Raw genomic sequence first — 24,729 nt, 5'->3', positions numbered from 1 at the left:
ATTACTCCTTTAAAAATGCATTAGTTGCAACTGGCTTTGCATCAAATAATATGGGCTGTGATGGCGCCGCGTCGTTGACAAACGCAGGTAGTTGTAGATTCAGAAAATAAAAACCATCGGTTAATTCGTTATTTATATAAGCAAGCTCTGTAATCGTGCTTTGTGTTCGTGTTGACTCATTCGCCGTTTTTGCATTTTGATTGATGGACCAAAATAGTCGGTGATTATTTAATAAACCTTGATCGTTCAAACGGTCGATCGATGGTAAATCGACAATCAGGTGCTGAATGCCACGCTCAACTAAATACTGCATTGCTTGTGTCGTAAAAAAACTATTAGGATCGTGCTGATTATACGTTTTATGACACTTATCGGATCGGTTAGGTAAGGTGCGAATAACAAGTGCTTCGAGTTGCTCATTTTCTACAGTAGATAGCAGCAAAGTTAACTGCTTTTTGGTGATCACACAATCAACATCATCAAATGGCAAGACATAATTTTCAGTTTGCTTTAACGCCTTTTCTGGCTCAATACTGATCAAGGTACAAGGCAGTAATGACGATAATTTAAGCTGATTAATTGTGGTTGTGTTTGTATCATCTTGATGGCAAATATGACCAATAGTTTCAGTATGTGTGCCGTTGCAATGAGGGTTAAACGCCAGTTCATTAACGTTGCAGCTTCCTCCTTGTTTGGTGTCTCCAATAAACCCCGACACGGACATTGGGCGCTTTAATGCCTTGCTTGCGTCAAAATGATTTGGCTGTTGATGATTAAAGTCTAACGCAATGGCAATACTCTTGCCCTGCGAGAGGTTTACTTGGTAGTGGTTCTTTTTTAAAGAAATGCTAACTAACATTAATCTTCACGCTTAAACTTTTCAGGTATTGGGAAACTAAAATTACAATTTGAGCAATTTGCATGTTCACTAAAGAAGCGCGAAAACACCTTAGGTAAATCTTCTTCAATGTTTGCCAAGGTAAAACTTTCTTGATACATCGGATTTTTACATGAAGGGCAGTACCAGTGTAACTGGTCTAGTTGTTGTTCGTTTCTCTTTTGCTCTACAACTAAGCCAACCGTATTTTCAAAACGTTGCGGTGAATGTAGCACTTTAGGAGGCAATAAGAACAGTTCACCTTGTTTGATAGGAATATCTTTAAATACTATGGCTTGGTTATCTTTATGTTCAATAACCTTTAGTATCATATCGCCTTCTATCTGATAAAAGAGTTCGGGCGTTTCGTTATAGTGATAATCTGAGCGATTGTTAGGGCCACCAACGACCATGACGATAAAGTCATCTTGTTCAAACACTTGCTTATTGCACACTGGAGGCTTAAGCAACCCACGATGTTCTTCTATCCATTGGTGTAAATTTAACGGCATAGCATAAAGCATGTTATCTCTCCTCTTTAAGGTGAGCGATGCACTTAAGCTCAATGGCTATTGGCGTCGGGAGTTTGTTGATCTCTACAGTTGTTCGGCAAGGTTGGTTATCGTTAAAGTATTGTGCATACACTTTGTTATAGGTGGCAAAATCGTCATCCATATTAGTCAAAAAAACCGTGACGTCGACAAGATCCATCCAGCTGGCGTTAGAAGCTTCAAGAATAGCCCTAACGTTCTGAAAAACACTGTGGCACTGCGCTTCAATGTCATAGTTAACAATGTTGCCTAGTGAATCAAGTTCAACACCTGGGATATCAGTTGAGGTCGCACTGCGAGGGCCAACACCTGATAGAAATAGTAAATTTCCAACTTTTTTAGCATGAGGGTATAAACCAACTGGTTTAGGGGCTTTTTCTGAATTATAAGTCGTAGTAGTCATAGCTTTCTCTGATTGGATTAATCAACATCAAGACGTCATCGTTATATGACGCTTTTATGGGCACAAATGATTTTTCACTTGTATCTGATAACCAGAAAGCGCAGTTAAGCAGGGCTCCATTTGCAGCCCAAGGGGCTAGCAAAAATAGCGCCCGATGATTTGAATTTATAGCAAGTAACACTCATTATTTTAGTTTTTATTGTTGTTTTAGCGTTTAACGTTTAAACAGTATTAGCGTATTTTATACACACGTTTTTTGCTTCCGTAAAGAAGCGCATTGCTTCATTACCGCCTTCACGCCCTAAACCAGAGTTCTTCATACCGCCAAAAGGTGTTCTTAAATCACGGTGCAGCCAGCAATTAACCCAAACAATTCCTGTGTTAACTTGTTCTGCAACATGATGGGCTTTATTGATATCTTGCGTCCATATCGTGGTTGCTAGACCATAATCACTGTTATTGGCTAATGTTATTGCTTCTTGGGCATCATCAAACGGTGTTAATGTAATAACCGGTCCAAAAATTTCTTGCTGGTTACAAGCGTTGTCGATGGCAAGGTTTTCGATAATGGTAGGAGCCATGTAAAACCCGTTTTCCAACTCACCTTTTAACGTTATTTGATAACCACCACACAGAATATTAGCGTTACTGTTTTTCGCCAGTTCAACAAAGTGCAGGATTTTACTAAGATGCTGTTTTGAAACAATTGCGCCCATTTTGCTTGATTCATTGAACGGATCGCTTGGCACGAGTTGTTTCGCTTTTTTTACTAAGGCTTCTTTAAACTTGTCGTATATTTCTCGCTGAATATAGAGGCGTGATGCGCAAAGGCAAATTTGCCCTTGGTTCGCAAAGCTGGCTCTAAATACTTGTTCTATCGTGTGTTCAAAATCGCAATCTGAAAAAATAATCGCTGGATTTTTGCCACCAAGTTCAAGGGATAATTTTTTAAAACGAGGCGCTAATTCAGTCGCAATTTGTCCACCTGTTTGGGTACCGCCAGTAAATGACACCGCCTTAATTTCAGGGTGATTACAAATCATTCGGCCAATCTGTTGACCTTGGCCATGTAATATCGATAACACGCCTTTTGGTAAGCCAGCGTCGAGACATAGTTTTGCGAGCATACTTGCCGTTTTAGGCGTAACTTCCGACGGTTTAGCAATGACACAGTTACCAGCGGCAAGTGCAGGTGCTATTTTCCAAGTAAATAAATACAACGGCAAATTCCAAGGGCTAATGCAGCCTACAATGCCTACAGGCTGGCGCAATGTGTAGTTGATGGCGTCTCCGGGCATGGCGTGGGATTCACTGGCAAATTGCGTAGCTGCGTTGGCAAAAAACTTGAAATTACTTGCCGCTCGAGGAATATCGACTTGCTTGGCGAGGCTTATAGGTTTGCCATTATCTAACGATTCAGCAAGTGCAAGCTCATCGATATGCTCTTCGATGAGTTGGGCTATTTTTAGTAATATATCGCTTCGTTGCTCTAATGGGGTGTTTGCCCAAGTTTGTTGAGCCTCTTGTGCAGAAGATATTGCTTTTGCTAAATCAGCGTCATTACTGTTGGGGATTTTTCCATACACTTGCCCTGTTGCTGGGCAAATATTTTCAAGATAATCGCCATCAGCGGGTGGCGTTAATTCACCCCCGATAAAGTTATCAATAATGTCCATTGTGAGCCTCTACAAGCAGCTGGTTCTGCCGCCATCAACAGGCAAATTGATCCCCGTGATATAACTGGCACTTTTTGATGCTAAAAAGGTTACTGCATCGGCAAACTCTTCGGGTTGTGCGAAGCGATTCATTGGAATAGTTGCCTTTTCGTTAATGGTAGCTTGCTCAATAGAAATATTTTGTTTGCTCGCTTTACCTGAAATAATAGCGTTTAATCTTGCGGTTGCGGTTGCTCCCGGTAATACGTTATTGACAGTAATGTTAAATTGACCAAGCTCATTGGCAAGTGTTTTCGCCCAGCTAGCAACTGCGCCTCTGATGGTGTTAGAAACACCTAAGCCGTTTATCGGTTGTTTAACCGAGGTTGATATCACATTAATAATACGGCCAAAGCCTTGCGCTTTCATTTTTGGCAGCACAAGTTGTGCGATATTTTGGTTGTTTACCAAGTGCTGCTCAAAGGCGTTAATAAATTGGGCACTTTCACTTTGCGATGCTAAACCTGGCGCAGGGCCACCGGTATTATTGATCACAATATCAATGTGTTGGATTTTTTCTAGGTGATTAGACAGCGCGCTTTCTACTTGAGCAGGATCACTAAAATCAGCGATTAGCACATGATGTTGTTGTCCTAATGAGGTGTCCAGTGAGCTTTTGACTTCCTCAAGTGTCGCTTTATTTCTTGCAAATAATGTGACATTGGCACCTTGTTTAGCTAGTGCGGTAGCACACGCTTTACCAATACCTTGACTCGCACCACATACCAGTGCGTTTTGTTGTGTCATATCTAAATTCATTTTTATTCTTTTATAATTATTATCTCTAGTATTTTTTAACACAGCTGTATAAAAAATGTCAGCACTTTGTTTGTTATCTATTCAAAATCTCCTGAATGTTCTAAATCGAGCTAATTATTTTTGACATTGTCTAGTTTGACAGTACATTGAAGGGGTATTCATTTTAAGTATTAGCATTATGGTTAGTTTTCCAGGTATTCAACTTAGTGGTGATTTTGCGAGCCAGCAACCAGTTATCGTGTTGTTTCATAGTTCGCTTAGCTCGTCAAAACAATGGTGGTTTTTGCAATCAAAAATGCAACATCAATATCGCATTATCAATGTCGATTTGATGGGGTACGGTGACGCACCCAAGGTTACAGATGAAAAAACGTATTGTTTTGATCACGAAGTAGAACGAGTGCTTGACGTACTATCTTACTACGACATAAGCGCTTATCACCTAGTTGGGCATTCCTTTGGTGGCGCATTGGCATTAAAGCTAGCCGTTCAAAAACCAAGTTCTGTTTTGTCATTGAGCTTGTTTGAGCCAGTGGCATTTCATCTTTTTGACAAAGACAGTCTTGAGCATCAAGAGGCGGTAACATTTTCAACAAATGTTTTGAAAAAAGAGCCTTATCAAGCGGCAGAAGGATTTACTAACTATTGGAATACCCCAGGGTTCTTTGTTGGCTTACCTGAAAAGATGCAAACATTAATGGCAGCTGATATGCCCAAAGTTAATTTAGATTTTCAGGCATTAATGGCAGAACACTATGCGCTTAAAGAGGTAAGCCAAATTCAAGCGCCTGTGTTACTGATGAAGGGTGAAAAAAGTACGCATTTGGCTCATGAGATTATTAAATTACTTTCACAAGCCTTAGCAGATGTTAAACTAGTTTCTTTTGACGCTGGTCACATGGCGCCAGTAAGCCATGGTGAATCAGTTCAATTGTCTATTTTGCAATTTATTGAGCGATGTTAATAAAGTGAAGCCGTTCCTATATCCATTGATTTATGCCTCAGTGCTCACGGGCCTTTGTGCAGCAGAGAAGGTATTTGCGCAAACCTCAGAAAATATTCAAGAGGTTTGTTTGCTGTCTCAATTAAAGTGCTTAACTGAAATCGATAAACGACAACCAGCACTAAAAGAGAAAAGTTTTGAATGGTTTCAATTAGAAATGTTAAGACATTCAAGTCTATTTGAACTTGAACGCTTTGATGATCTGATTGCTACCCTAGAGCCTTGGCAAAATTATAATGGCTTACCTCATTCATTCTCATTATCTGTCGCTATTCATAAAGCGAAAATGTTGTTGATGGTAGGTGATAAAGAAGCGGCTAATCGTGAGCTCGACTATGCAGTCTCTTTGTTGAGCGATATTACTCACTTTAATGGCAACCCAATGCTGATTGTCATGATGGCAAATGCACTCTTAGTGATGGGCGAATATGAACAGGGTTATAAATCGTTACTAGATTTAGAGTTGAAATACCAGCATTCGCCTGATCCTTTGCTAAAGCGTGAAATGTATGCAAATTTAGGGCATTTAGCGTCAAGACTCGATAGGTTAAATGAAAGCATCATTTATCGTCAGCAATCGTTAGAAGCTGCAATTCACGTTGGCAATACGCAGCAAATTGGCGTTGCTTATAGTAATTTGGCAGCGACTTATAAAGCGAATGAACAATATTTTGAAGCGATCAAAAATTTTCAATATGCAGTTAATTCCGCTCGACAATCGCTAGATAAGCATACGAATACTAAAGCTAAGCTACGTATGACGGAGTGCTACATAGCAATCGGAAATTTTGTTAATGCTAAAGACGTATTATCGACGATTAATGCGAATGGTATTGGACGCTCAAGTAAAGTTTTATACGATGATTTAATGCGTGTCGTTTACGAAAAAAGCCCTGCTAATTAGCAGGGCAAAGTATTCAAAATAACACGTTGGGAGATAATTTAGCGCGATTAACTTTCGATAAGTTTGCTACCATTAATCACAATTTTTCTTGGCTTTAAAGCTTCTGGGATTTCTCGTTCTAATTCAATATGCAATAAGCCATTTTCTAAATGTGCTCCTATCACTTTAACATGATCACCTAATTGAAATTTACGTTCGAAGTTACGCTCTGCGATACCTTGATGTAAAAAGGTGCGTTCCGTTTTAGATTCTGCAGGAGTTTTCGTGCCAGTAACAATTAACGTGTTTTGCTTAGATTCAATATCTAATTCAGCTTCTACAAAACCGGCAATTGCCATTGTAATTCTGTATTTGTCTTCAGCGATCAGTTCAATATTGTAGGGAGGGTAAGAAGATTGTTTGTCTTGACGAGAAGCTTTGTCTATTAAACCAGCTAAGTGATCAAAACCAATGAATGAACGGTATAAAGGGCTGAAATCTGTATTTGTACGCATAGTCATATCCTATTTATTTAGCAATATGTAAAACATCGAATTACGCGCTTAACAGCGTGTTAAGGGTAACGTCGACAATGTGCCTTTCATTATGAACAGGCGGTTAATTTGTGTCCCATTACGGCGACTACAATTAAGATATGGGAATAGGGTAAGATGGTTTCAAGAGGAAAAATCAAAATAAATCTAATTATTTTCTATTTTATTGAAAAATAAGGAAAAGATAGATCAATAGATTGCTCTATCTTTTGTCAGAGTTACTCGCCTGTGGTTTCAGCTAAGGTAGCTGGTATTGCAGGTTTTTGCTCTTGACTGACTGGCGTAGATAGCGCTTTTAACGTTGAAAGTGCCATATCGTAGTCAGGGTGATTAGAAATGTTTTCAACCAGCTCTTTGTAAGCAATAGTGCCGTTAGGCTCGATGATAAAAATCGCACGGGTTAAAAGCCCCATGTCTTTAATTAATAAACCATATTTCTGGCCAAAGTCACGCCATACAGCGTCTGACAGTACTTTAACTTTGTCAATGTTTTCAGCTTTACAGAAACGTTTTTGAGCAAACGGTAAGTCATTGCTGATCGTTAACATCACGATATCGTCAGGTAAATTTGCTACTTCTTCATTAAAGCGTTTGGTTTGAATAGAACATACGCCAGTATCTAAACTTGGCACTACGGATATCAGTAAGGTTTTTTTGCTGTAAGTTGCTAATTCAACTGGCGCAAAACTGTCGTTAACCACTTTAAAGTTAGGCGCTTTGTCACCAACATTGACTTGGTTTCCTAATAACGTAACAAATTTGGTGCCGGCTTTCACAAGATCGGTTGTTTCAGTTAGCGTCGATTGTGATTGTGCTAAGCTGAAAGGGTGAACACCTACACTTAACAGGGTAAATAAAACAGCTTGAGTTAAAAATTTCATTAAATACTCTCAATTGGTTGTTGGTCTGTTGATAATAGTTTGTTAATTTGCGAGTGTTAAATTTAACAAGCTATTTTTAAAGGTTTTTTTAATTTTACCTTGTTCAACTTATGTTATGATTATTGTAATAAATTTGTCCATTTGGAAGCTAGTAAAATGACAACTCAATTATTAATTTGTGATGATTCAAATATGGCTCGCAAACAGGTAGCCAGAAGTTTGCCTGACGGTTGGGAGGTTAACATAAGCTTTGTAACAAATGGACAAGAAGCTGTCACTGCAATTAAAGAAGGCAAGGGTGATGTGCTTTTATTGGATTTGAATATGCCAGTGATGGACGGCTATGAAGTACTTGAAGCCATTGTTAAAGAAGACTTACCAACATTAACGGTAGTCATTTCTGGTGATATCCAACCTGAAGCTCACCAACGGGTCAAACAGCTTGGCGCATTAGACTTTATCCAAAAACCCGTCAATAGAAAAATCCTAACGAAATTATTAGCTGACTACGGCATTTATTCTCAAGTAGAAGAAGTCGTGGAAAAACCAGTACCTGTTATCGCTCAACCGGTTGTTCAAGAGTCTGAAGTAGTTGAAGCGTCAAAAGAAATTGTTTTGGCACAAGAGCACCGCGATTGTTATCAAGAAATAGCAAATGTTGCGATGGGTCGAGCGGGTGATTTATTAGCTCGGTTACTCAATGTGTTTGTTGAGTTACCCATTCCTAACGTAAACCTGATTGAAGTGAGCGAATTAAGCATGGCGCTCTCCGCCGTTGAGCGAGAAGAAAGTACCTCAGGTATTTGCCAAGGCTTTATAAGTGCGGGTATCTCTGGTGAAGCACTACTGATTTTAAATGATTCTAGTTTTACAGATATTGCACGATTAATGAAGTACGACGCTGATATCGATGAAGATGCTGAGCTAGAGTTATTGATGGATATGGCCAATGTATTGATTGGTGCTTGTTTAAAAGGCTTCTCAGAACAACTCGATTTATCCTTTATTCAAGGTCACCCGGTCGTGCTAGGGCAACACCGTAAAATTTCTGATTTAATTGCATCGAACTCCGATCGTTGGCAACGCACGCTTGCCATAGAAATCAGCTATGGAATTGAAAATTACCCAATCAAATGTGATTTGCTATTGCTCTTCACCGAAGAATCTATGGTCACGTTAAATAATAAACTTGCTTATTTAATAGAAGATTAATGCCCAAGCGCTAACGTAAAGTATTGGAAAATAATATGTCATTAGAAACTGAGCAAATAAATGAAATTCATTGGTTGATGGAAATGCTCCATACCATTGATGTTGGTTTGGTGGTCTTAGATCGAGATTACAATGTACAAATTTGGAATGGCTTTATGGAGCATCATTCTGGATTACTGCCTCGACAAGTAAAAAATAAAAATTTATTTAGCTTGTTTAGTGATATTGATGAGCAGTGGTTCACTCGTAAAGCTGAAGCGGTTTTTTTATTAAAAAATAAAGCGTTTACGATTTGGGAGCAACGACCTTACTTATTTAAGTTTCAAAACTACCGCCCAATTACTGGTTCGGCGGATTTCATGTATCAAAATACAACGTTTATTCCGTTGTTATCAGCTTCCGGTGAAGTTACTCATTTATGTGTATTGGTTTACGATGTGACTGATACTGCTATGAATAAGCTGTCGTTAGAGCAATTAAATGAAAAGCTTGCTCGTATTAGTCAAATCGACGGTTTAACCAACTTGTTTAATCGCAGTCACTGGGAGCGTTGTTTCCAGTTAGAATATAAGCGATGGATACGCAGTGAACATACAAGCTGTTTGGTTATGCTCGACATTGATCACTTTAAAAAGGTTAATGATACCTATGGGCACGTGGTAGGCGACGAGGTTATTCGTGATTTATCAGATAACGTTATCAAAGAAGTACGAGAAACGGATATTACGGGTCGTTATGGCGGTGAAGAGTTTGCGATATTATTGGTTGATACGCCGTTAGATAACGCGTTAATTTTTGCTGAGCGTTTAAGAAAGCGAATCGCTGATAATGTCGTTGAATATAAAGGCCATACCATTAACTATACAATTAGTGTAGGGGTTGCTGAAGTGACAGCCGATATGAAGACATATGAGTCTTGGATAGAGGCTGCTGACAACGCATTGTATAAATCAAAAGAAAACGGGCGAAATCAAGTCAGCGTTTTTCAGTCATAAAAAAAGCACCTTCAAGGTGCTTTTTTCTTAATAGGGGCATTTTACCCTGAGTTCAAAAGGGCGCGTTTGATTCGTTATTCTTGTGAATGCACTAAATTCCCGCCTACCCATGTTTTGCTGACATTCGTTTGCCATAGCGTTGTTTCATCTGCCTTAAAGAAATCTTTATCAACTAAGATGAAGTCAGCCATTTTGCCAACTTCTATCGAGCCAATTTGATGTTCTTGATGACCAGCATAGGCAGCATCAATCGTGAAGCTTACAAGCGCTTCTTGTCGTGTCATTTTCTCTTTTTCTAACCATCCGCCTAGCGGCTGATTATTATGATCTTGTCGGGTGATTGCTGCGTGTAAACCATAGAATGGGTTCGCATATTCAACAGGGAAGTCAGAGCCGTTTGCGATTTTTACACCCGTATTAAGTAGTTTTCGCCAAGCATATGCTCCACCTAAACGTGCTTTGCCTAAGCGATCTTCTGCCATATTTTTATCGCTGGTTGCGTGAGTTGCTTGCATCGACGGAATAACACCTAATTGTGCGAATCTAGGGATGTCAGACAATTGTAAAATTTGCGCATGCTCTACACGATGACGTAACGCCTTAGTCTTTGTTTTGGGCATCAGCGTTTCATAGTTATCAAGCACTAAGGTATTTGCTTTGTCACCTATCGCGTGAGTATTGACCTGAAAACCGGCCTGCATAGACTTTTCAATCAGTGCCGTTAAAGCTTCTGGTTCATGTAGGAGTAATCCATGATGATTGTCTTTATCACTGTAGCTTTTATGCAGCGCCGCGCCGCGACTTCCTAGCGCGCCATCGGCGGATATTTTGACACTGCGCATGACAAAATCGGCTATATCACTCGTTATATGACCTTGCTTAAGTGTGCTATCAAATTCTTTATCGGTTGCATCAGCCATCGCATAAATGCGGATTGGCATTGCATTGTGACTTGCAAGTAGTTGGTATGCATCGATGGTTTGTTTGGAAATACCAGCATCATGAACGCTTGTTAATCCCTGCGAAGCTAATGAATTCATTGCTTGTTTTAACATTTGCGCTTCTTGAGTAACCGACATTGGCTCGATAGCCTTGTCGATGAGGTACATTGCATTGTCAATGAATACACCGGTCGGCTCTCCATTGTTATCCTTGATGATTTCACCACCACTTGGCGAGATAGTTGATGCCTTAATACCCGCTAACTTTAGCGCAGCAGTATTTGCCCAGCCTGCATGACCGTCAACACGTTTTAACCATACTGGCGTATTAGGAAACGCTTTATCTAAACTCGCCTTGGTAGGAAAGCTGTTTGAAGGCCAAATAACTTGATTCCAGCCACGACCTAAAAGCCAACTTTGTTGGCTAGGATCTTGATAAAATGCCTGCACTTTTTTAACGGCTTCTAGTTCTGAAGTCACACCCATTAAATTAACGCGTGAAATGCCTAAGCCATAACCAAGCACATGACCATGTGCGTCAATTAAGCCAGGTAACAATGTTTTCCCTTTGCCATCAATGTAGGTGATGTCGTCTGATTTAGGTAGCTCACTGTTGTCTTGATACAACGCTGTTATTTTTCCATTAGCGAAAGCAACAGCCGAAAATTGATGAATCTCGTTTTTCGTTGGCGTATAACCATTAACGTTGTGAATAATTTGTGTGTTTGCAAAGCCAATTGTTGGCAGTAGGGCAAATAAAACAGCGCTTAATTTTTTCATTGTTATAGCTCTTATGACGTGAGTGACTTTTATCTTAAAACGAAAGTGATACTCAGGTAAATGAATAACCAGATGAAATGTTTAGCTTTTAAGGTAGGTTGCGCGTTGGCGTAAGTAAAAACCAATAAAGCCAAGTAAGGCCAAAATTCGAATAGGCCAATCGTTAAATTGACTATAAGGCGTAAGCCCTTCAACTAATGTGATATCAGCTTTTAGTACCGTCTGTTCAAACTGAGGCAGCTTATCGATAAATTGCCCTTGATGATCTATTGCTGCGGTAACGCCGGTATTTGTTGACCGAATTAAAGGACGCCCAAACTCGATTGCTCTCATGCGGGCAATTTCCATATGTTGATGCGGACCATGAGAGGTGCCAAACCAAGCGTCATTACTAACCGTTAACAGCATTTGAGTTTGCGGCGTGAAATTGGCGGCTAGTTGGTTGGGAAAGGCAATCTCAAAACAGATCAATGGCAGAATATGAATACCCTTTGCAATCATGTTTTGCTGTACATAGTCGCCGCGAGAAAAAGACGACATAGGCAAATTAAAAAACGGTGCCAACGGTCTTAGTAGATCACCAAAAGGAACAAACTCGCCAATTGGTAATAAATGATGTTTATAAAAGCGGTTACTGTGGCCATAAGCGTAATCACCTATTGTTCTATCATTTGCTTGGCTATTACCTAAAGTAATTAACGCATTGTAGTAAGACTTAGTGTCGAAATTATAATCAAGAATACCCGTGATAATCGCTGAGTTACTCATCCCCGCTGACTGATTCACTAAGTCTAAATAGTCTTGCGCCATTGGCTCCAATGTTGGAATAGCCGATTCTGGCCAAACGATAATGTCGGCATCGTAATTTGCGCGTGCCATGTCTAAATACATCAACATGGTTGGCCACTCTTGTCCGTCGTCCCACTTTATTGATTGCTCTATATTACCTTGAGCTAGGGCTACTTTGATCTGCTTTTCACTTGGCTTTGTCCATTGCTGACTAGTGCAAAAGAGCATAAAGCCTGATAACAAAATCAAGGTCAATGCCCAAGGTAGTCGATAACGAATCTTTGTTAGTTTTACGAAAGTTAAACTCAACAACAAAATAAATGCTGTGATGCCTGTTTCACCGATAACCGGTGCTAAGCTCGCAAGTGGCGAGTCAATCTGACTATAACCAAGTGATAGCCAAGGAAACCCTGTAAGCACAACACTACGGAGGTATTCGCAAAATAGCCAAGTAGAAATTAACATGCCTAAATGAAGCTTTTTATCTTGCGTAAAACGGCTTGCCAAATAACCTGCAAGCATCGGATAAAGCGCTAAATAAGCACATAGTAAAAACATTAATAGTAAAGAGATGGGTAACGGCATACCGCCGAACTCATCAATTGAGACATGTACCCAGCTGATCCCGGCGATAAACCAGCCTAAGCCAAAACTAAAACAGGCTTGGCTTGCTTTTTTCACGGATAATTCTTCAATCAGAAAAAACCATGCAGGCATGATCAACAAAGTGAGCCACCAAAAACTATATGGGGCGTAGGCAAGCACCAACGCAAGCCCAGCAAAAAAACTGAGCCCGTTGGTTTTAGTAAAACATGCCTTGATAGCTTTTAACATCCGTTGTTGTTTATGATTAATCGATGACTTTTCCGGTTACCGTATGATCTTTAGGCACCGTAAGTTGGATGGTTTGAATACGGCGATTATCAGCAGAAACTATTTTAAAGGTAAATTCACCAATGGTAATTTCTTCGCCTTTTTGTGGCATATGCCCAAACTCGTGCAATACTACACCGCCGATTGTATCTGCGTCTTCTTCATTAAATTCACAGTTAAAGTAGTCGTTAAAGTCGGCGAGTTCGGTGAGCGCTTTCAACTGGTATACTTGACCAGCTAAGTGCTTTATATCTTCTTCGATTTCTTCGTCGGTTTCATCTTCAATTTCACCAACGATCAGCTCTAAAATATCTTCAATGGTAACTAAACCAGAGACGCCGCCATATTCATCAACAACAATTGCCATATGGTATCGTTCAGAGCGAAACTCTTTGAGTAGCGGTTCTACCTTTTTACTTTCTGGAATGATGATCGCAGGACGAATGACATCAGACAAAGAAAACTCTACGTCTTTATGGTTGAAACCATAAGATAATAAATCTTTAGCCAATAAAATGCCTTCAACATGGTCTTTGTCATCGTTAACAACAGGGAACCGAGAGTGGGCAGACTCTAATACTTTAGGTAAGAACTCTTCAAGTGGCATATTAATATCTAAGGTAACCATTTGAGAACGTGGGATCATAATGTCACGCACACGCATCTCAGATACACCTAATACACCTTCAATCATGAGTTTGGTCTCAGGATTGATTAATTCACGGTCTTCAGCATCATTTAATACTTCGACCAATTCTTCTTTATTTTGCGGCTCTCCGGTAAATGCTTGAACAATTTTATCCAAAAACGATTTTTGCGAGGAGCCGTTGGTAGAGTGGGGGTTGTCGTCGCTCATAGAGCAGTATTTATCCTTCGTTTATTAATATTCGATATAGGGATTAGCAAAGCCCAATTGCGCTAAAATGTCAATTTCTAGGCTTTCCATTTCCATTGCTTCATCTTCACTTATATGATCAAAGCCTAATAAATGCAAGCACCCGTGAATCACCATATGTGCCCAATGCGCTTGCAATGTTTTATTTTGTTCGGCAGCTTCCTGCTCGACAACAGCTTTACAGATTATCAAATCACCCAGTAAATCTAAGTCAACACCATCGGGTACTTCAAATGGAAAAGACAACACATTAGTCGGTTTGTCTTTATCGCGGTATTGTAAATTCAATGACTGTGATTCAGTAATATCAACAATACGTACCGTTAATTCAAAAGGTTTATTGTATTTGCTTAATGTCGCATCTACCCATGTTTGAAAGTCATCTGCTTGTGGCAAATTCTCGGTGCTTTGAGCGGCAAGTTGTAGATCAAGGGTAATGGCCATTATGATTGCTTATCACCTTTAGGTGCTTCTGAATCTGTTGTACTGGCCTGAGTTGCTATTGATTCCAATGGTGCTTTTTCAAGGGCTAGTTTTTCTTGCTTTTTCTGCTCTTTAATTCGCGAAATCTTGGTTTCATGTTTTTCGTATGCGTCAACAATACGGGCAACGACTGGGTGACGGACAACATCACGTGATTGGAAAAAGTTAAAACTTACGCCTGGAATATCGTCTAATACTTCAATTGCATGTCTTAAGCCTGACTTTTGGCCTCTTGGTAAGTCAACTTGTGTGACATCGCCAGTGATTACTGCACGTGAATTAAAGCCAATACGCGTTAAAAACATTTTCATTTGTTCAACCGTCGTGTTTTGGCTTTCATCTAAAATAATAAATGCGTCATTCAATGTACGGCCACGCATATAAGCAAGTGGGGCAATCTCAATCACACTTCGCTCGATGAGTTTTTCAACTTTTTCAAAACCTAGCATTTCAAACAAGGCATCGTAAAGTGGGCGTAGGTAAGGATCGACTTTCTGCGATAAATCACCCGGTAAGAAACCTAACTTTTCACCAGCTTCAACTGCTGGGCGTGTGAGCAGAATGCGTCGAACTTCTTGGCGCTCTAGCGCATCAACAGCACAAGCAACGGCAAGGTAAGTTTTACCTGTACCGGCTGGGCCAATACCAAAGCTAATATCGTTTGTTAAAACATTTTGAACGTAGACTGATTGATTACCGTTGCGCGGCTTAACAAGCCCACGTTTGGTTTTAATCGTCACCATTTTTTCAAAGTCAGTATCGTGTTCGGTTGGCTCTTGCTCTAAAACGTCAGCTTCAAGGATTTGTATATGTACCATTTCAGCAGTAATGGCTTTTTGCTGGCCTTTGACTATTTGTGTTTCGAGATACAGGCTTTTAAGCATTTTTTCAACGGCAGATACGTTACGCTCTTGACCGATAATCTTAAATTCATGACCACGATAACTAATTTCAACACCAAGGCGGCGTTCAATGGTTCTTAAGTTGTCGTCCATCGGGCCACATAAATTAGCTTGCCTGCTGTTATCAACAGGCGCTAATTCAAATGTAATACTGTGTTGTTTACTCAATGAATATTTCCGTAAGGTAGGTGTTAATTATGGTGTAAACGTACCGACGCCTAGCTCATCAACATTACTCGGCGCAGCGCCGTGGTGAGTATTAGCTAAAATGTCGGCAGGCGAGTGAGCTATACGTAAACCCATGTCTTTTTCTTCACGCACTAATTCGCCACGTAATGAATTTGCGTATACATCGGTAATTTTTACGTCTACAAATTGACCAATAACATGATGCGGTGCAACAAAGTTCACAATGCGGTTGTTTTCAGTACGGCCACGAAGTTCCATTGGGTTTTTCTTCGATGGCCCTTCAACAAGTATGCGTTGCTCAGTATCCAACATTTGGCGAGCAATACGCAGTGCCTGCTGGTTTATACGATCTTGCAGGATTTGTAAGCGTTGTTTCTTGGTTGCTTCTGGAATGTCATCAACGATATCAGCAGCTGGCGTACCTGGGCGTGCCGAGTAAATAAAGCTAAAGCTTAAGTCAAAGTCAATCGCTTGGATTAAATCCATGGTAGCTTCAAAGTCAGCATCTGTTTCACCAGGGAAACCAATGATAAAATCTGAAGACATACATAAATCTGGGCGCGCTTTCTTCAATCGACGAATTTTAGATTTGTATTCCAACGCAGTATGACCGCGTTTCATCATGGTTAAAACACGATCTGAGCCACTTTGAACAGGTAAATGAAGATGGCTTACAAGCTCAGGTACGTCTTTGTATACTTCAATAATATCGTCTGTGAACTCTACAGGATGAGAAGTTGTGTAACGAATACGGTCAATACCGTCAATCGTAGCAACTAAGCGCAATAATTCAGAGAAGCGACAAATATCGCCATCGTGCATTTCGCCACGATAAGCGTTAACGTTTTGACCAAGTAGGTTTACTTCGCGAACGCCTTGTTCTGCAAGCTGGGCGATTTCGTATAATACATCGTCAAGCGGGCGAGAAACTTCCTCACCGCGTGTGTAGGGTACTACACAGAATGTACAGTACTTACTGCAACCTTCCATAATTGATACGAATGCCGTCGCGCCTTCAGCTTTTGGCTCAGGCAGGCGATCAAACTTTTCAATTTCTGGGAAGCTAACATCAACAACCGCTTTTTTGTTGTCGCCACTGGCTTCTTTGATCATTTCAGGTAAACGGTGCAAGGTTTGCGGACCAAATACCATGTCAACATAAGGCGCACGTTGTCTGATGGCGTCGCCTTCTTGTGAAGCTACACAGCCACCAACACCAATGATTAGATCTGGGTTATCGTTTTTTAGGTTTTTCCAACGACCTAATTGATGGAAAACTTTCTCTTGAGCTTTTTCACGAATAGAACACGTGTTCAGTAAGATAACGTCAGCTTCTTCAGCTTCGTTCGCTAAAACTAAACCATGCGTTGAGTCGAGAAGTTCTGCCATCTTTTGCGAGTCATACTCGTTCATTTGGCAGCCCCAAGTTTTAATATACAGCTTTTTGGTCATTGATTACTTGCCTAAAATTCAATCACTATCACGATAAAAGGACACGCATTTTACTCTTTCTTTTGCCAATACGCTACAGTGCAGGCATCGAGATTTGGTAAATAGCTGTAATCAGGTTAAATATTGTTCTCAAAATGCTCATCTATATTAAAACTTAAGGTCAATTGACTTTTATCACTCTGGGTTTTATAGGCATTAATTGTTGCGTTGTGCTGTAACGCAACTTTTCGAATGGTATATATAGCAATGTTAAAGTTCACTTTGCTATCAAAATCTGTAAAGTAGTCGTTACTGTCTTTAATCGTTAGCCACAGTTTTTGATTAAAGGGTTTGATTGAAACGCTAAAACTGACGCTACGACTATGTGAAATAGCGCTGTCGATAGCGGTGTAAATAATTCGGTAAATACTTTGTTGGAGTTTTTGAGGTAACTGATCAACGTCGTGATCGATCTTAGTGGTCACTCGCACATTGTAGTGCTCTAACCAATAGTCAATCAAATAATCGATACCGCCTGAAAGGGCTTGGTTATGCAGAGTGCTAGGTTCCGCGTTCATTTGGTTAGTTGCAATCAAACTGGCAGATTCGCTTAACAATTTCACTGCTTTATCATGTTCGCCTTCTTTCAATAAACGAAGAGAAACATTGATGTTTCTTTCAATATTGTTGGCAAGTAAGCCACGGGTTTTTAAGTCTTGATCAAGTACTTTATACACTGAGCTGATTGATTTGGTACGTAAATAAATTAACCATAAGCTAAGGCTGACGAAGCAAATGACAAGTACTAAATAAATTACCCTGATTTGTGGTGTCCAATACCACGGAAATGCTACTTTAATATTGGTATATTCAATATAGTTACTCCATTGACCAAGGCTATTGGTTCCCATCACTTCGATTGTGTAATTGCCAGAAGATAGGCCCGCCAATGTTAATTGATTGCCTGTGACGTCGACCCATACATTGTCGTTGATTCGATACTTAAAGTGTTTATTTGCGTTTGATCGAAAATCTAAACTGGCTAAGTATAATGAAACAACATCCTTAGTTGAGTTTAGCGAGATAACGCGGTTATTTAGCTGTTCATTACCTGAAATATTCGTTCTCGTTATTTTAATCTTTGCATTGTAATAAGGGGGATTTCGGTAGTTAACTTTGACATAGCCCATCGCATGCCATGCATAGATTGCATTCTTGGTAACGGCGGGTGCACTATTAAATTTAAATCCTTCAGAGCCAAGTACGAGAGATAGCTCATTTTTGCTGGTGTTTACACGATATAAACCTGATTTTGAAGAAGCCCAAATTTCATCATCAACCTTTGTGATGTATCCAAAATCAATATTTTTGCCAAAAACGGATAGTAGTTCACCTTGTACATTGAATACGTGTATACCGCTACCTTTACTAAAGGCGTAAACTTTGTTGTTTGCGTTTGCTAATGCAATAAATTTTTTGTTGCTGGTAATTCCCGTCTGCTGAACTTGTTTTGTTTCATTTCTGAAGACCTCTACGCTATTAGCGGTTGTTAGCCAGGTATCACCATTTGCTTGCGGTAAAATATCTAAGACTTCTAAATTTTGCAAACCATGTTGTTTGTTGATGGTTTGTACCAATTTATGTTGTTGCCAATTATATATTTTTACACCTTTATAGTTGGTGCCAATATAAAGGTGAGTACCATCATTTTTTAAAGATAAAACGATATTATTGTTTCTAGCAAAAGGCATTCTGTAGGCTTTTTTTGCACCGAGTTTATACTGCCATACACCATCGAGCGTTCCGAAAATAATGCTGTCTTTATGGCGAACCATTTTCATGGTGTATTTAGCACGAGGTGTTAACGAAGCATTCATCGAAGGATTAAACCACGGCTGCGCTTTTAGTGTTCTTAAACCATTACCAAAACTGCCGACGAGTAGCTCGTTATTAACCATCAATAGTTCATTATCATTATTTTCAATATCAAAAATATAACGATGGTTTTCTAAGGGTTTTTCGTAATAACGGTTTATTCCCAGGTTTGAACTCACCCAAAGCACACCACTGTTATCGTGAAATATTAGATTAATTGAATGTTTGCCAATATTTTCATAGGCATTGCTTACAACTGAAAGGTCTTTGGCGTTAAATCTTGATACCTCCCCTGACGGCGTAACCCCTATAATTTCGTTGGCGTTTGCAGGGCCATTTCTTGCCGGAGTAAGTGCGCTAATCGGCGATGAAGCCCTTTTAGCAATAACATTTTTATCATCTACACTGAAGAGCTCATTACCTTTACTAAAAATTAAATAACTGCCACTTGTTGTATAAGCGTCAACTTCATGCGGGTAAGTAATGGCAAGGGTGTTACTTTTAATTTGATAAATCCCTGATTCTGTAACGACATATACCGCGTTATCGGTTCTTTTTATGGAGAATACGTTAAAGCTTTCTTTGATTAGATGAGTGCTTTTTAACTGTAAATCATAACGATAGAGGTTGTTTCTATCCTTGAAATAGACTTGGCCTTTAAACGCAATAGCATGTTGCGGATTTATCATTTCTTTGGGCAATTCAAGCTTTGTTGATGTCGCCGCTTTTAAATCAAACAGAAATAGTCCATTGACTTCAGAGGTTAGTAAAAGGCTATCATTATGTGGTTCGATATTTTTCACCCAGGCAAAAGGCGCTCGCCATTGACTGCTAAAAGAAGAGAAGTGAATAGTATCTTCACTGTCGAAACGGGTGAGTCCTTGCTGCGTGGCGAGCCATAAGTAATTATCATCATCTTGATGAATATCGATGACTAATGATAAGCCTTTAAGCGCGGCAACATTTGTTGCGTGGGAAAATGAACTAATCAATAAGGGTAAGCATATCAATATGCTTACCCAGAAAAAATTAAACAATGTTTTCAGGGGCTTCTTGAGGCGGATGCTGTTTTGAACCACAAGCACAATATACTTTAGGTAGTTCGCCTTCGTTTTCTGGTTTTTGAACCAACATATAGGTAGGCTTTCTTGGGTCATTTGGGTCTTGTTTTTCTTGCCAAGCTTTTTGGATAGATTGTGCGTAGCTTTCTCCGTATTTAACTGCAAAAGCTGCCGTTAGCATTTCTACGCCAAAATCATCCATGATCATCATTGTGTTGTCATGGTAGCCACTTGTCGTATCAAAATCTATATCAACCGTTAAAATTTTGTCATTAGGTAAGACAAGATCTGCACGTAGCTTTGCTACTACTGCTCGGTCTGGCTGTGCTTGTAATTGTGTTAAGTTAGTTTTTTCAGTGAAATCGTAAACTAGATTAATGTCTTTGGTAATACGTTTGCTTTCTTTTAGTAGTGCTGACATAACGTGTCCTCGAATTATTGTTATTAAACGACATAAAAAACCACAAATTTTTATGACCTTAGCCAATTGGCATTTCATTATTAGCATAAAAGTGTTACTAATGAAATCAAATTGGGCGGTATAAATATTCAAGATAAATGGAAGCGTTATTAAAGAAGCAAGGGTATGTCGTTGTTAAAAACTTTTTACCTTTTGATGAAGCAGTGCGCTTAAGAAACAATATATTACATCAAAATCATCATCGAGCTTGGTGTTTATTGACAACACCTTATCGGCCACTGCAGTCTGTTCGAGATAATATCGATAAGCCTATCATCGACAAACTACGTCATAAACTTGCCTTAAAGGCACACAGACGAAAAAAGTTTGCTTTTTCATTTTATCGTTCAGTCAATAAGCATGAAAACAGCCACCAAAATAAAACCATCACCCATGCTTTTACGAACCAACTACTGAGTGAGATTGACGGCAAGCTAGATATATCAGGTGAAATCACCGACGCATTTTTTGCCTCTTTTGTTAATCAGCAGTTTATTGGTTATCACAGTGACGGATCTGCAGGTAAGTATGCTTTTATCTATCAGTTATCTAAAGGTTGGCAGAAAAAATTTGGTGGGCAGTTGGTACTGTACCCTAAACGGATAAAATTTTATAAACGCTCGATAGAACCAAGTTTTAATACCTTAGTGCTATTGAAACTTGATCACCCAATGTACCATAGTGTTAATTCAGTCACGTCACCTAAGCATCGTCATAGAATCACGATTTCAGGTTGGCTAAAGTAATGATTAAAACCTTGATATTGTGCAACTATCTATTGGTTGCTCATGTTAAGATACCTACAACGTAGAACAACGAGAGTTAACTGTGACAAAGTTTGACTGTGCCATTGTTGGTGGCGGAATGATAGGTGCAGCTACTGCTGTAGCGCTTGGCGATTTAGGGCTTAAAATCGCTTTAATTGAAAAATTTACACCGAGCAATATGGCGCCATTGCAGCCCTTTGATTTACGTATTTCAGCTATTTCAATACATTCACAACAGTTTCTTGAAACGCTTGGTGCGTGGCAATTTATCGATTTGTCGAGAGCTTGCCAATATAACAGGCTTGGCGTGTGGGAAGACGACTTTGCCTATACCGAATTCCATTGTGATGAAATAGGGCGCAGCCATTTAGGTTATATGGTTGAGAATAAGCAAATTCAGTTAGCACTTTGGCGCGTGCTTCGTTGCCATAGTAATATCACTCAATTTTGCCCTGATCAGTTAGAGCAAATCACTGAGCATGAACGCTATCTCGATATTGCGCTTGAAAGCCAATCGATTCAATCAACACTTATTCTAGCCGCCGACGGTGCCAATTCCCAGATAAGACAATTAGCCAATATTGGTTTGACGGGGTGGGACTATGGTCAATCAGCGATGTTGATAAATGTAAAAACAGCGCTTGATACACAAGATATTACGTGGCAAAAATTTTATCCGACAGGCCCCGTAGCTTTTTTACCTATGCCTGATGGCCACGCTTCGTTGGTATGGTATCACTCGAAAGCTGAAATAAAACGCTTATCTGGATTATCGAACGATCAACTTGCTCATGAGGTGACCAAAGCTTTCCCCAACAAACTTGGCAATATTGAGGTTTTAGGTAAAGGGGCATTTGATTTAACCAGGCGACATGCGAACGACTACGTAAAAGGAAAAGTGGTATTGCTAGGTGATGCAGCGCATACCATTAATCCGTTAGCAGGGCAGGGCGTTAATCTAGGTTTTAAAGATGTAAAAGCACTACAAATGGCTTTTGCAAAAGCACTTGGCGAAGGACAAGCTTTTGATGATGCAAAGACACTCCAAGCTTATGAAAAGGCAAGAAGGCCTGATAATTTGATGATGATGTCGGGTATGGATGCGATATACAATGTCTTTAGCCACCCATCACCTGTCATTAAATTGGTGAGAAACCTTGGGCTATTTGCTTCACAAAGAGCGGGTAAGTTAAAAAGTAAAGCACTCGCTTATGCCTGCGGTATTAAATAGCGTTACCCGTGATTTTAGTCTTTTAGATAAACGTGCTTGTTCTATTTTAGCGCTTCTTTAACGGCAGCCTGAGCGTGAATAAGCGTTGTATCGTACAAGGGGATTTCGGTGTGGCTTTCATTAACCAACATACTTATTTCAGTGCAACCTAAAATTATTGCTTGGGCACCTTGTTTGACTAAGCGGTTAATAATCTCGAGGTAAGCGGCCCTTGATGATTCGTTGACTATTCCATGGCATAACTCTTCATAAATGACGTGGTGGATGGTTTGCCTATCTTTTTCATCGGGGATAATGACATTAATACCAAAAGCGTTCTGTAATCGCACTTTGTAAAAGTCTTCTTCCATGGTGAAACGTGTTGCCAACAGGCCAATATTTTCTATTTTATCCACGTTAAGAGCAGCGCCGGTAGCATCAGCTATATGCAGAAGCGGAATTGAAATGGCTTGGCTGATATCATCGGCAACTTTATGCATGGTATTTGTGCATATGAGTAGAAAATCTGCTCCTGCAGCTTCAACACATTGTGCATGTTTAATTAAAATATCTGCAGTAGCCTGCCAATCACCTTGATGCTGCAACGCTGCTATTTCATCAAAATCTACGTTGACCATTGCGATTTTTGCACAATGTAAGCCACCAAGTGCGGTGTTAACTAATTTATTTACATGTTGGTAATAATGACAGGTTGACTCCCAACTCATGCCACCAAGCATACCGATAGTTTTCATCCATAATCCATAAAACTAAAATAATGAGTGCGATTGACGTATAAACGTAATCAATGGAAATATTAGCGTAAGGATTATCTAAAGATAAAACAAGAGATGATATTTGATATAAAAGAAGTGGCTGGGGTATGAGGATTTGAACCTCAGAATGACGGGATCAAAACCCGCTGCCTTACCGCTTGGCTATACCCCAACAAGGTATGTTACTTCTACATGAAATGTTAAACACTTCATTGAATTGAATGGTACGGGAGGAGAGACTTGAACTCTCACATCTTGCGATACTGGAACCTAAATCCAGCGCGTCTACCAATTCCGCCACTCCCGCGTAATTCAATGGTGGCTACACCGGGATTTGAACCTGGGACCCCATCATTATGAGTGATGTGCTCTAACCAGCTGAGCTATGTAGCCTTTACTTTAAAAAAGTACACTTGCTTCACTCATAAAAGCGCTTAGAGGAAAATAGAAAGAAGAAGTGGCTGGGGTATGAGGATTTGAACCTCAGAATGACGGGATCAAAACCCGCTGCCTTACCGCTTGGCTATACCCCAACAAGGTACTTCTTAATAAACATTGTCCAGCCTCATTAAAGAATGAAGTGGCTGGGGTATGAGGATTTGAACCTCAGAATGACGGGATCAAAACCCGCTGCCTTACCGCTTGGCTATACCCCAACAATGTTCATTACTGTAACGCTGTGAAAAACACACTGTTACTTTGAATGGTACGGGAGGAGAGACTTGAACTCTCACATCTTGCGATACTGGAACCTAAATCCAGCGCGTCTACCAATTCCGCCACTCCCGCAATATTCAAATGGTGGCTACACCGGGATTTGAACCTGGGACCCCATCATTATGAGTGATGTGCTCTAACCAGCTGAGCTATGTAGCCATTCCAATCTTGCCTCTGAGCAAGTGGAGCGTATTTTGCAGATATCGCGCTCTTACGTCAACCGTTTTTTTATAAAAAATTGTAGTTTTTCTACTGTTAGGTCAAAAACTCAACAAACTATTCAATCTCTATACACAATCGGCTTGATCATGGTTAAAATTTAATAAGTAATCAGATACAAAAAAGCCAGTAAGTTATAATTATTAATAACTCACTGGCTTTGATTAAATAGGTATTAGTTTACCCGTTTTTTCGCGGCTTCACCTAAGTGGGCTGACGCTGCTGTAATTGCATCTAAGTTCGCGGTCACTGATTTTTTCGGTGTTTTACCGATTAAATATTCACCAACTTCTAAGGCTTGTTGTTTTGCAGAAAAAACAAGTATGTTATCACCACTACAACCAACACTATCAAAAATAACTTTCACCTTGAGTTTTTGATCTTTTAAATATTTTCTTAATCGTTTTTTATCGTTTGCTTGTACATATTCACAGACACGAACAGAAATATCATTAGCTGCCACTTCTGGCGCGCTAAACATTGTTATGCTCGCTAATATTGCCGTTATTACTATTTTTTTCATATGGA

General features: G+C 39.8%; 23 protein-coding genes and 7 tRNA genes. 6 read left to right on the top strand and 24 right to left on the bottom strand.

From position 1 onward, the window contains the following. Position 1: 1 nt before the first annotated feature. The 5 genes from QQK02_RS03385 to QQK02_RS03365 all read right to left on the bottom strand — a co-directional run bounded on the left by QQK02_RS03385 (position 2) and on the right by QQK02_RS03365 (position 4,305). Complete coding sequence (locus tag QQK02_RS03385) at positions 2–859, bottom strand: cyclase family protein (RefSeq protein ID WP_284206537.1); 858 nt, start codon at positions 857–859, stop codon at positions 2–4. Beyond that, positions 859–1,401, bottom strand: a complete 543-nt coding sequence (locus QQK02_RS03380; RefSeq protein WP_284206536.1) for a 3-hydroxyanthranilate 3,4-dioxygenase — start codon at positions 1,399–1,401, stop codon at positions 859–861. The genes QQK02_RS03385 and QQK02_RS03380 overlap by 1 nt, the downstream gene beginning before the upstream one ends. Before the next feature lies 1 nt (position 1,402). Then, positions 1,403–1,831, bottom strand: a complete 429-nt coding sequence (locus QQK02_RS03375) for a RidA family protein (RefSeq protein ID WP_284206535.1) — start codon at positions 1,829–1,831, stop codon at positions 1,403–1,405. A 221-nt stretch (positions 1,832–2,052) separates the two neighbouring features. Beyond that, positions 2,053–3,507 (bottom strand): aldehyde dehydrogenase, encoded by a 1,455-nt coding sequence (locus tag QQK02_RS03370; protein WP_284206534.1) that lies wholly within the window; start codon positions 3,505–3,507, stop codon positions 2,053–2,055. Between the two features lie 9 nt (positions 3,508–3,516). Then, positions 3,517–4,305, bottom strand: coding sequence for an SDR family oxidoreductase (locus QQK02_RS03365; protein WP_284206533.1), 789 nt, complete (start codon positions 4,303–4,305; stop codon positions 3,517–3,519). 178 nt (positions 4,306–4,483) lie between these two features. On the opposite strand from QQK02_RS03365, the gene QQK02_RS03360 reads away from it, so the two are divergent. Next, positions 4,484–5,269 carry an alpha/beta fold hydrolase gene (locus tag QQK02_RS03360; RefSeq protein ID WP_284206532.1) on the top strand — a complete coding sequence of 262 codons (786 nt, stop codon included), beginning with the start codon at positions 4,484–4,486 and terminating at the stop codon, positions 5,267–5,269. Positions 5,270–5,273: 4 nt separating this feature from the next. Next, positions 5,274–6,212 (top strand): tetratricopeptide repeat protein, encoded by a 939-nt coding sequence (locus QQK02_RS03355; protein WP_284206531.1) that lies wholly within the window; start codon positions 5,274–5,276, stop codon positions 6,210–6,212. Between the two features lie 47 nt (positions 6,213–6,259). On the opposite strand, the gene QQK02_RS03350 is transcribed toward QQK02_RS03355, so the two are convergent. Continuing rightward, on the bottom strand, positions 6,260–6,706 hold the full coding sequence (locus tag QQK02_RS03350; RefSeq protein WP_284206530.1) for an Hsp20 family protein: 447 nt from the start codon (positions 6,704–6,706) through the stop codon (positions 6,260–6,262). 257 nt (positions 6,707–6,963) lie between these two features. Then, the gene (gene tpx, locus QQK02_RS03345) at positions 6,964–7,626 is read right to left on the bottom strand and encodes a thiol peroxidase (RefSeq protein ID WP_284206529.1); all 663 of its coding nucleotides are present in this window, start codon (positions 7,624–7,626) and stop codon (positions 6,964–6,966) included. Positions 7,627–7,782: 156 nt separating this feature from the next. On the opposite strand from tpx, the gene QQK02_RS03340 reads away from it, so the two are divergent. Both QQK02_RS03340 and QQK02_RS03335 read left to right on the top strand, forming a co-directional pair. Continuing rightward, positions 7,783–8,838: a response regulator gene (locus QQK02_RS03340; RefSeq protein ID WP_284206528.1), complete on the top strand. Its 1,056-nt coding sequence runs from the start codon at positions 7,783–7,785 to the stop codon at positions 8,836–8,838. A gap of 35 nt (positions 8,839–8,873) precedes the next feature. Continuing rightward, positions 8,874–9,833, top strand: coding sequence for a sensor domain-containing diguanylate cyclase (locus QQK02_RS03335; RefSeq protein WP_284206527.1), 960 nt, complete (start codon positions 8,874–8,876; stop codon positions 9,831–9,833). A 74-nt stretch (positions 9,834–9,907) separates the two neighbouring features. Here QQK02_RS03335 and QQK02_RS03330 read toward each other — a convergent pair whose 3' ends face one another. The 8 genes from QQK02_RS03330 to QQK02_RS03295 all read right to left on the bottom strand — a co-directional run bounded on the left by QQK02_RS03330 (position 9,908) and on the right by QQK02_RS03295 (position 20,473). Next, a complete protein-coding gene (locus QQK02_RS03330) occupies positions 9,908–11,554 on the bottom strand; it encodes an amidohydrolase (protein ID WP_284206526.1) in 1,647 nt (548 codons plus the stop codon). Positions 11,555–11,635: 81 nt separating this feature from the next. Continuing rightward, positions 11,636–13,177, bottom strand: coding sequence for an apolipoprotein N-acyltransferase (gene lnt / locus QQK02_RS03325; RefSeq protein ID WP_284206525.1), 1,542 nt, complete (start codon positions 13,175–13,177; stop codon positions 11,636–11,638). A gap of 16 nt (positions 13,178–13,193) precedes the next feature. Beyond that, on the bottom strand, positions 13,194–14,072 hold the full coding sequence (locus tag QQK02_RS03320) for an HlyC/CorC family transporter (RefSeq protein WP_284206524.1): 879 nt from the start codon (positions 14,070–14,072) through the stop codon (positions 13,194–13,196). A gap of 24 nt (positions 14,073–14,096) precedes the next feature. Next, positions 14,097–14,555, bottom strand: coding sequence for an rRNA maturation RNase YbeY (gene ybeY, locus QQK02_RS03315; RefSeq protein WP_284206523.1), 459 nt, complete (start codon positions 14,553–14,555; stop codon positions 14,097–14,099). Further along, a complete protein-coding gene (locus QQK02_RS03310) occupies positions 14,555–15,664 on the bottom strand; it encodes a PhoH family protein (RefSeq protein WP_407705005.1) in 1,110 nt (369 codons plus the stop codon). Before QQK02_RS03310 ends, ybeY begins: the two co-directional genes overlap by 1 nt. Positions 15,665–15,691: 27 nt before the next feature. Further along, on the bottom strand, positions 15,692–17,137 hold the full coding sequence (gene miaB / locus QQK02_RS03305) for a tRNA (N6-isopentenyl adenosine(37)-C2)-methylthiotransferase MiaB (protein WP_284206522.1): 1,446 nt from the start codon (positions 17,135–17,137) through the stop codon (positions 15,692–15,694). A 116-nt stretch (positions 17,138–17,253) separates the two neighbouring features. Beyond that, entirely contained in the window at positions 17,254–19,983 is a 2,730-nt protein-coding gene (locus QQK02_RS03300; RefSeq protein ID WP_284206521.1) for a sensor histidine kinase, read from the bottom strand. A 37-nt stretch (positions 19,984–20,020) separates the two neighbouring features. After that, positions 20,021–20,473: a hypothetical protein gene (locus QQK02_RS03295; protein ID WP_284206520.1), complete on the bottom strand. Its 453-nt coding sequence runs from the start codon at positions 20,471–20,473 to the stop codon at positions 20,021–20,023. Between the two features lie 137 nt (positions 20,474–20,610). Here QQK02_RS03295 and QQK02_RS03290 point away from each other — a divergent pair, with 137 nt between their 5' ends. Further along, positions 20,611–21,258 (top strand): 2OG-Fe(II) oxygenase, encoded by a 648-nt coding sequence (locus QQK02_RS03290; protein WP_284206519.1) that lies wholly within the window; start codon positions 20,611–20,613, stop codon positions 21,256–21,258. A gap of 82 nt (positions 21,259–21,340) precedes the next feature. After that, on the top strand, positions 21,341–22,510 hold the full coding sequence (locus tag QQK02_RS03285; RefSeq protein WP_284206518.1) for an FAD-dependent monooxygenase: 1,170 nt from the start codon (positions 21,341–21,343) through the stop codon (positions 22,508–22,510). Between the two features lie 41 nt (positions 22,511–22,551). Here the strand turns inward: QQK02_RS03285 and QQK02_RS03280 are convergent, their stop codons facing one another. The 9 genes from QQK02_RS03280 to QQK02_RS03240 all read right to left on the bottom strand — a co-directional run bounded on the left by QQK02_RS03280 (position 22,552) and on the right by QQK02_RS03240 (position 24,724). After that, on the bottom strand, positions 22,552–23,244 hold the full coding sequence (locus QQK02_RS03280) for an aspartate/glutamate racemase family protein (protein ID WP_284206517.1): 693 nt from the start codon (positions 23,242–23,244) through the stop codon (positions 22,552–22,554). A gap of 118 nt (positions 23,245–23,362) precedes the next feature. Continuing rightward, positions 23,363–23,437, bottom strand: a tRNA-Gln gene (locus QQK02_RS03275). A gap of 50 nt (positions 23,438–23,487) precedes the next feature. Beyond that, positions 23,488–23,572: transfer RNA gene (locus tag QQK02_RS03270), tRNA-Leu, on the bottom strand. A 9-nt stretch (positions 23,573–23,581) separates the two neighbouring features. Continuing rightward, positions 23,582–23,658, bottom strand: a tRNA-Met gene (locus tag QQK02_RS03265). A gap of 65 nt (positions 23,659–23,723) precedes the next feature. Further along, a tRNA-Gln gene (locus tag QQK02_RS03260) sits at positions 23,724–23,798 on the bottom strand. 48 nt (positions 23,799–23,846) lie between these two features. Next, positions 23,847–23,921: transfer RNA gene (locus QQK02_RS03255), tRNA-Gln, on the bottom strand. Positions 23,922–23,969: 48 nt separating this feature from the next. After that, positions 23,970–24,054 (bottom strand) — tRNA-Leu (locus tag QQK02_RS03250). 10 nt (positions 24,055–24,064) lie between these two features. After that, a tRNA-Met gene (locus QQK02_RS03245) sits at positions 24,065–24,141 on the bottom strand. Between the two features lie 235 nt (positions 24,142–24,376). Further along, positions 24,377–24,724, bottom strand: coding sequence for a DUF3718 domain-containing protein (locus QQK02_RS03240; RefSeq protein ID WP_284206516.1), 348 nt, complete (start codon positions 24,722–24,724; stop codon positions 24,377–24,379). Between the last annotated feature and the right edge of the window lie 5 nt (positions 24,725–24,729).

It is taken from the genome of Thalassotalea eurytherma, assembly GCF_030161415.1.
GTDB lineage: Bacteria > Pseudomonadota > Gammaproteobacteria > Enterobacterales > Alteromonadaceae > Thalassotalea_G > Thalassotalea_G eurytherma.
Note: the sequence above shows the minus strand (reverse complement) of the source record. Positions and strands in the feature narration are given on the sequence as shown.

What these genes read in the sequence shown, in the direction of transcription:
- QQK02_RS03385 (WP_284206537.1), bottom strand. Translation starts at nt 859, where the DNA reads ATGTTAGTTAGCATTTCTTTAAAAAAGAACCACTACCAAGTAAACCTC.
- QQK02_RS03380 (WP_284206536.1), bottom strand. Translation starts at nt 1,401, where the DNA reads ATGCTTTATGCTATGCCGTTAAATTTACACCAATGGATAGAAGAACAT.
- QQK02_RS03375 (WP_284206535.1), bottom strand. Translation starts at nt 1,831, where the DNA reads ATGACTACTACGACTTATAATTCAGAAAAAGCCCCTAAACCAGTTGGT.
- QQK02_RS03370 (WP_284206534.1), bottom strand. Translation starts at nt 3,507, where the DNA reads ATGGACATTATTGATAACTTTATCGGGGGTGAATTAACGCCACCCGCT.
- QQK02_RS03365 (WP_284206533.1), bottom strand. Translation starts at nt 4,305, where the DNA reads ATGAATTTAGATATGACACAACAAAACGCACTGGTATGTGGTGCGAGT.
- QQK02_RS03360 (WP_284206532.1), top strand. Translation starts at nt 4,484, where the DNA reads ATGGTTAGTTTTCCAGGTATTCAACTTAGTGGTGATTTTGCGAGCCAG.
- QQK02_RS03350 (WP_284206530.1), bottom strand. Translation starts at nt 6,706, where the DNA reads ATGCGTACAAATACAGATTTCAGCCCTTTATACCGTTCATTCATTGGT.
- tpx (WP_284206529.1), bottom strand. Translation starts at nt 7,626, where the DNA reads ATGAAATTTTTAACTCAAGCTGTTTTATTTACCCTGTTAAGTGTAGGT.
- QQK02_RS03340 (WP_284206528.1), top strand. Translation starts at nt 7,783, where the DNA reads ATGACAACTCAATTATTAATTTGTGATGATTCAAATATGGCTCGCAAA.
- QQK02_RS03335 (WP_284206527.1), top strand. Translation starts at nt 8,874, where the DNA reads ATGTCATTAGAAACTGAGCAAATAAATGAAATTCATTGGTTGATGGAA.
- QQK02_RS03330 (WP_284206526.1), bottom strand. Translation starts at nt 11,554, where the DNA reads ATGAAAAAATTAAGCGCTGTTTTATTTGCCCTACTGCCAACAATTGGC.
- lnt (WP_284206525.1), bottom strand. Translation starts at nt 13,177, where the DNA reads ATGTTAAAAGCTATCAAGGCATGTTTTACTAAAACCAACGGGCTCAGT.
- QQK02_RS03320 (WP_284206524.1), bottom strand. Translation starts at nt 14,072, where the DNA reads ATGAGCGACGACAACCCCCACTCTACCAACGGCTCCTCGCAAAAATCG.
- ybeY (WP_284206523.1), bottom strand. Translation starts at nt 14,555, where the DNA reads ATGGCCATTACCCTTGATCTACAACTTGCCGCTCAAAGCACCGAGAAT.
- miaB (WP_284206522.1), bottom strand. Translation starts at nt 17,137, where the DNA reads ATGACCAAAAAGCTGTATATTAAAACTTGGGGCTGCCAAATGAACGAG.
- QQK02_RS03295 (WP_284206520.1), bottom strand. Translation starts at nt 20,473, where the DNA reads ATGTCAGCACTACTAAAAGAAAGCAAACGTATTACCAAAGACATTAAT.
- QQK02_RS03290 (WP_284206519.1), top strand. Translation starts at nt 20,611, where the DNA reads ATGGAAGCGTTATTAAAGAAGCAAGGGTATGTCGTTGTTAAAAACTTT.
- QQK02_RS03280 (WP_284206517.1), bottom strand. Translation starts at nt 23,244, where the DNA reads ATGAAAACTATCGGTATGCTTGGTGGCATGAGTTGGGAGTCAACCTGT.
- QQK02_RS03240 (WP_284206516.1), bottom strand. Translation starts at nt 24,724, where the DNA reads ATGAAAAAAATAGTAATAACGGCAATATTAGCGAGCATAACAATGTTT.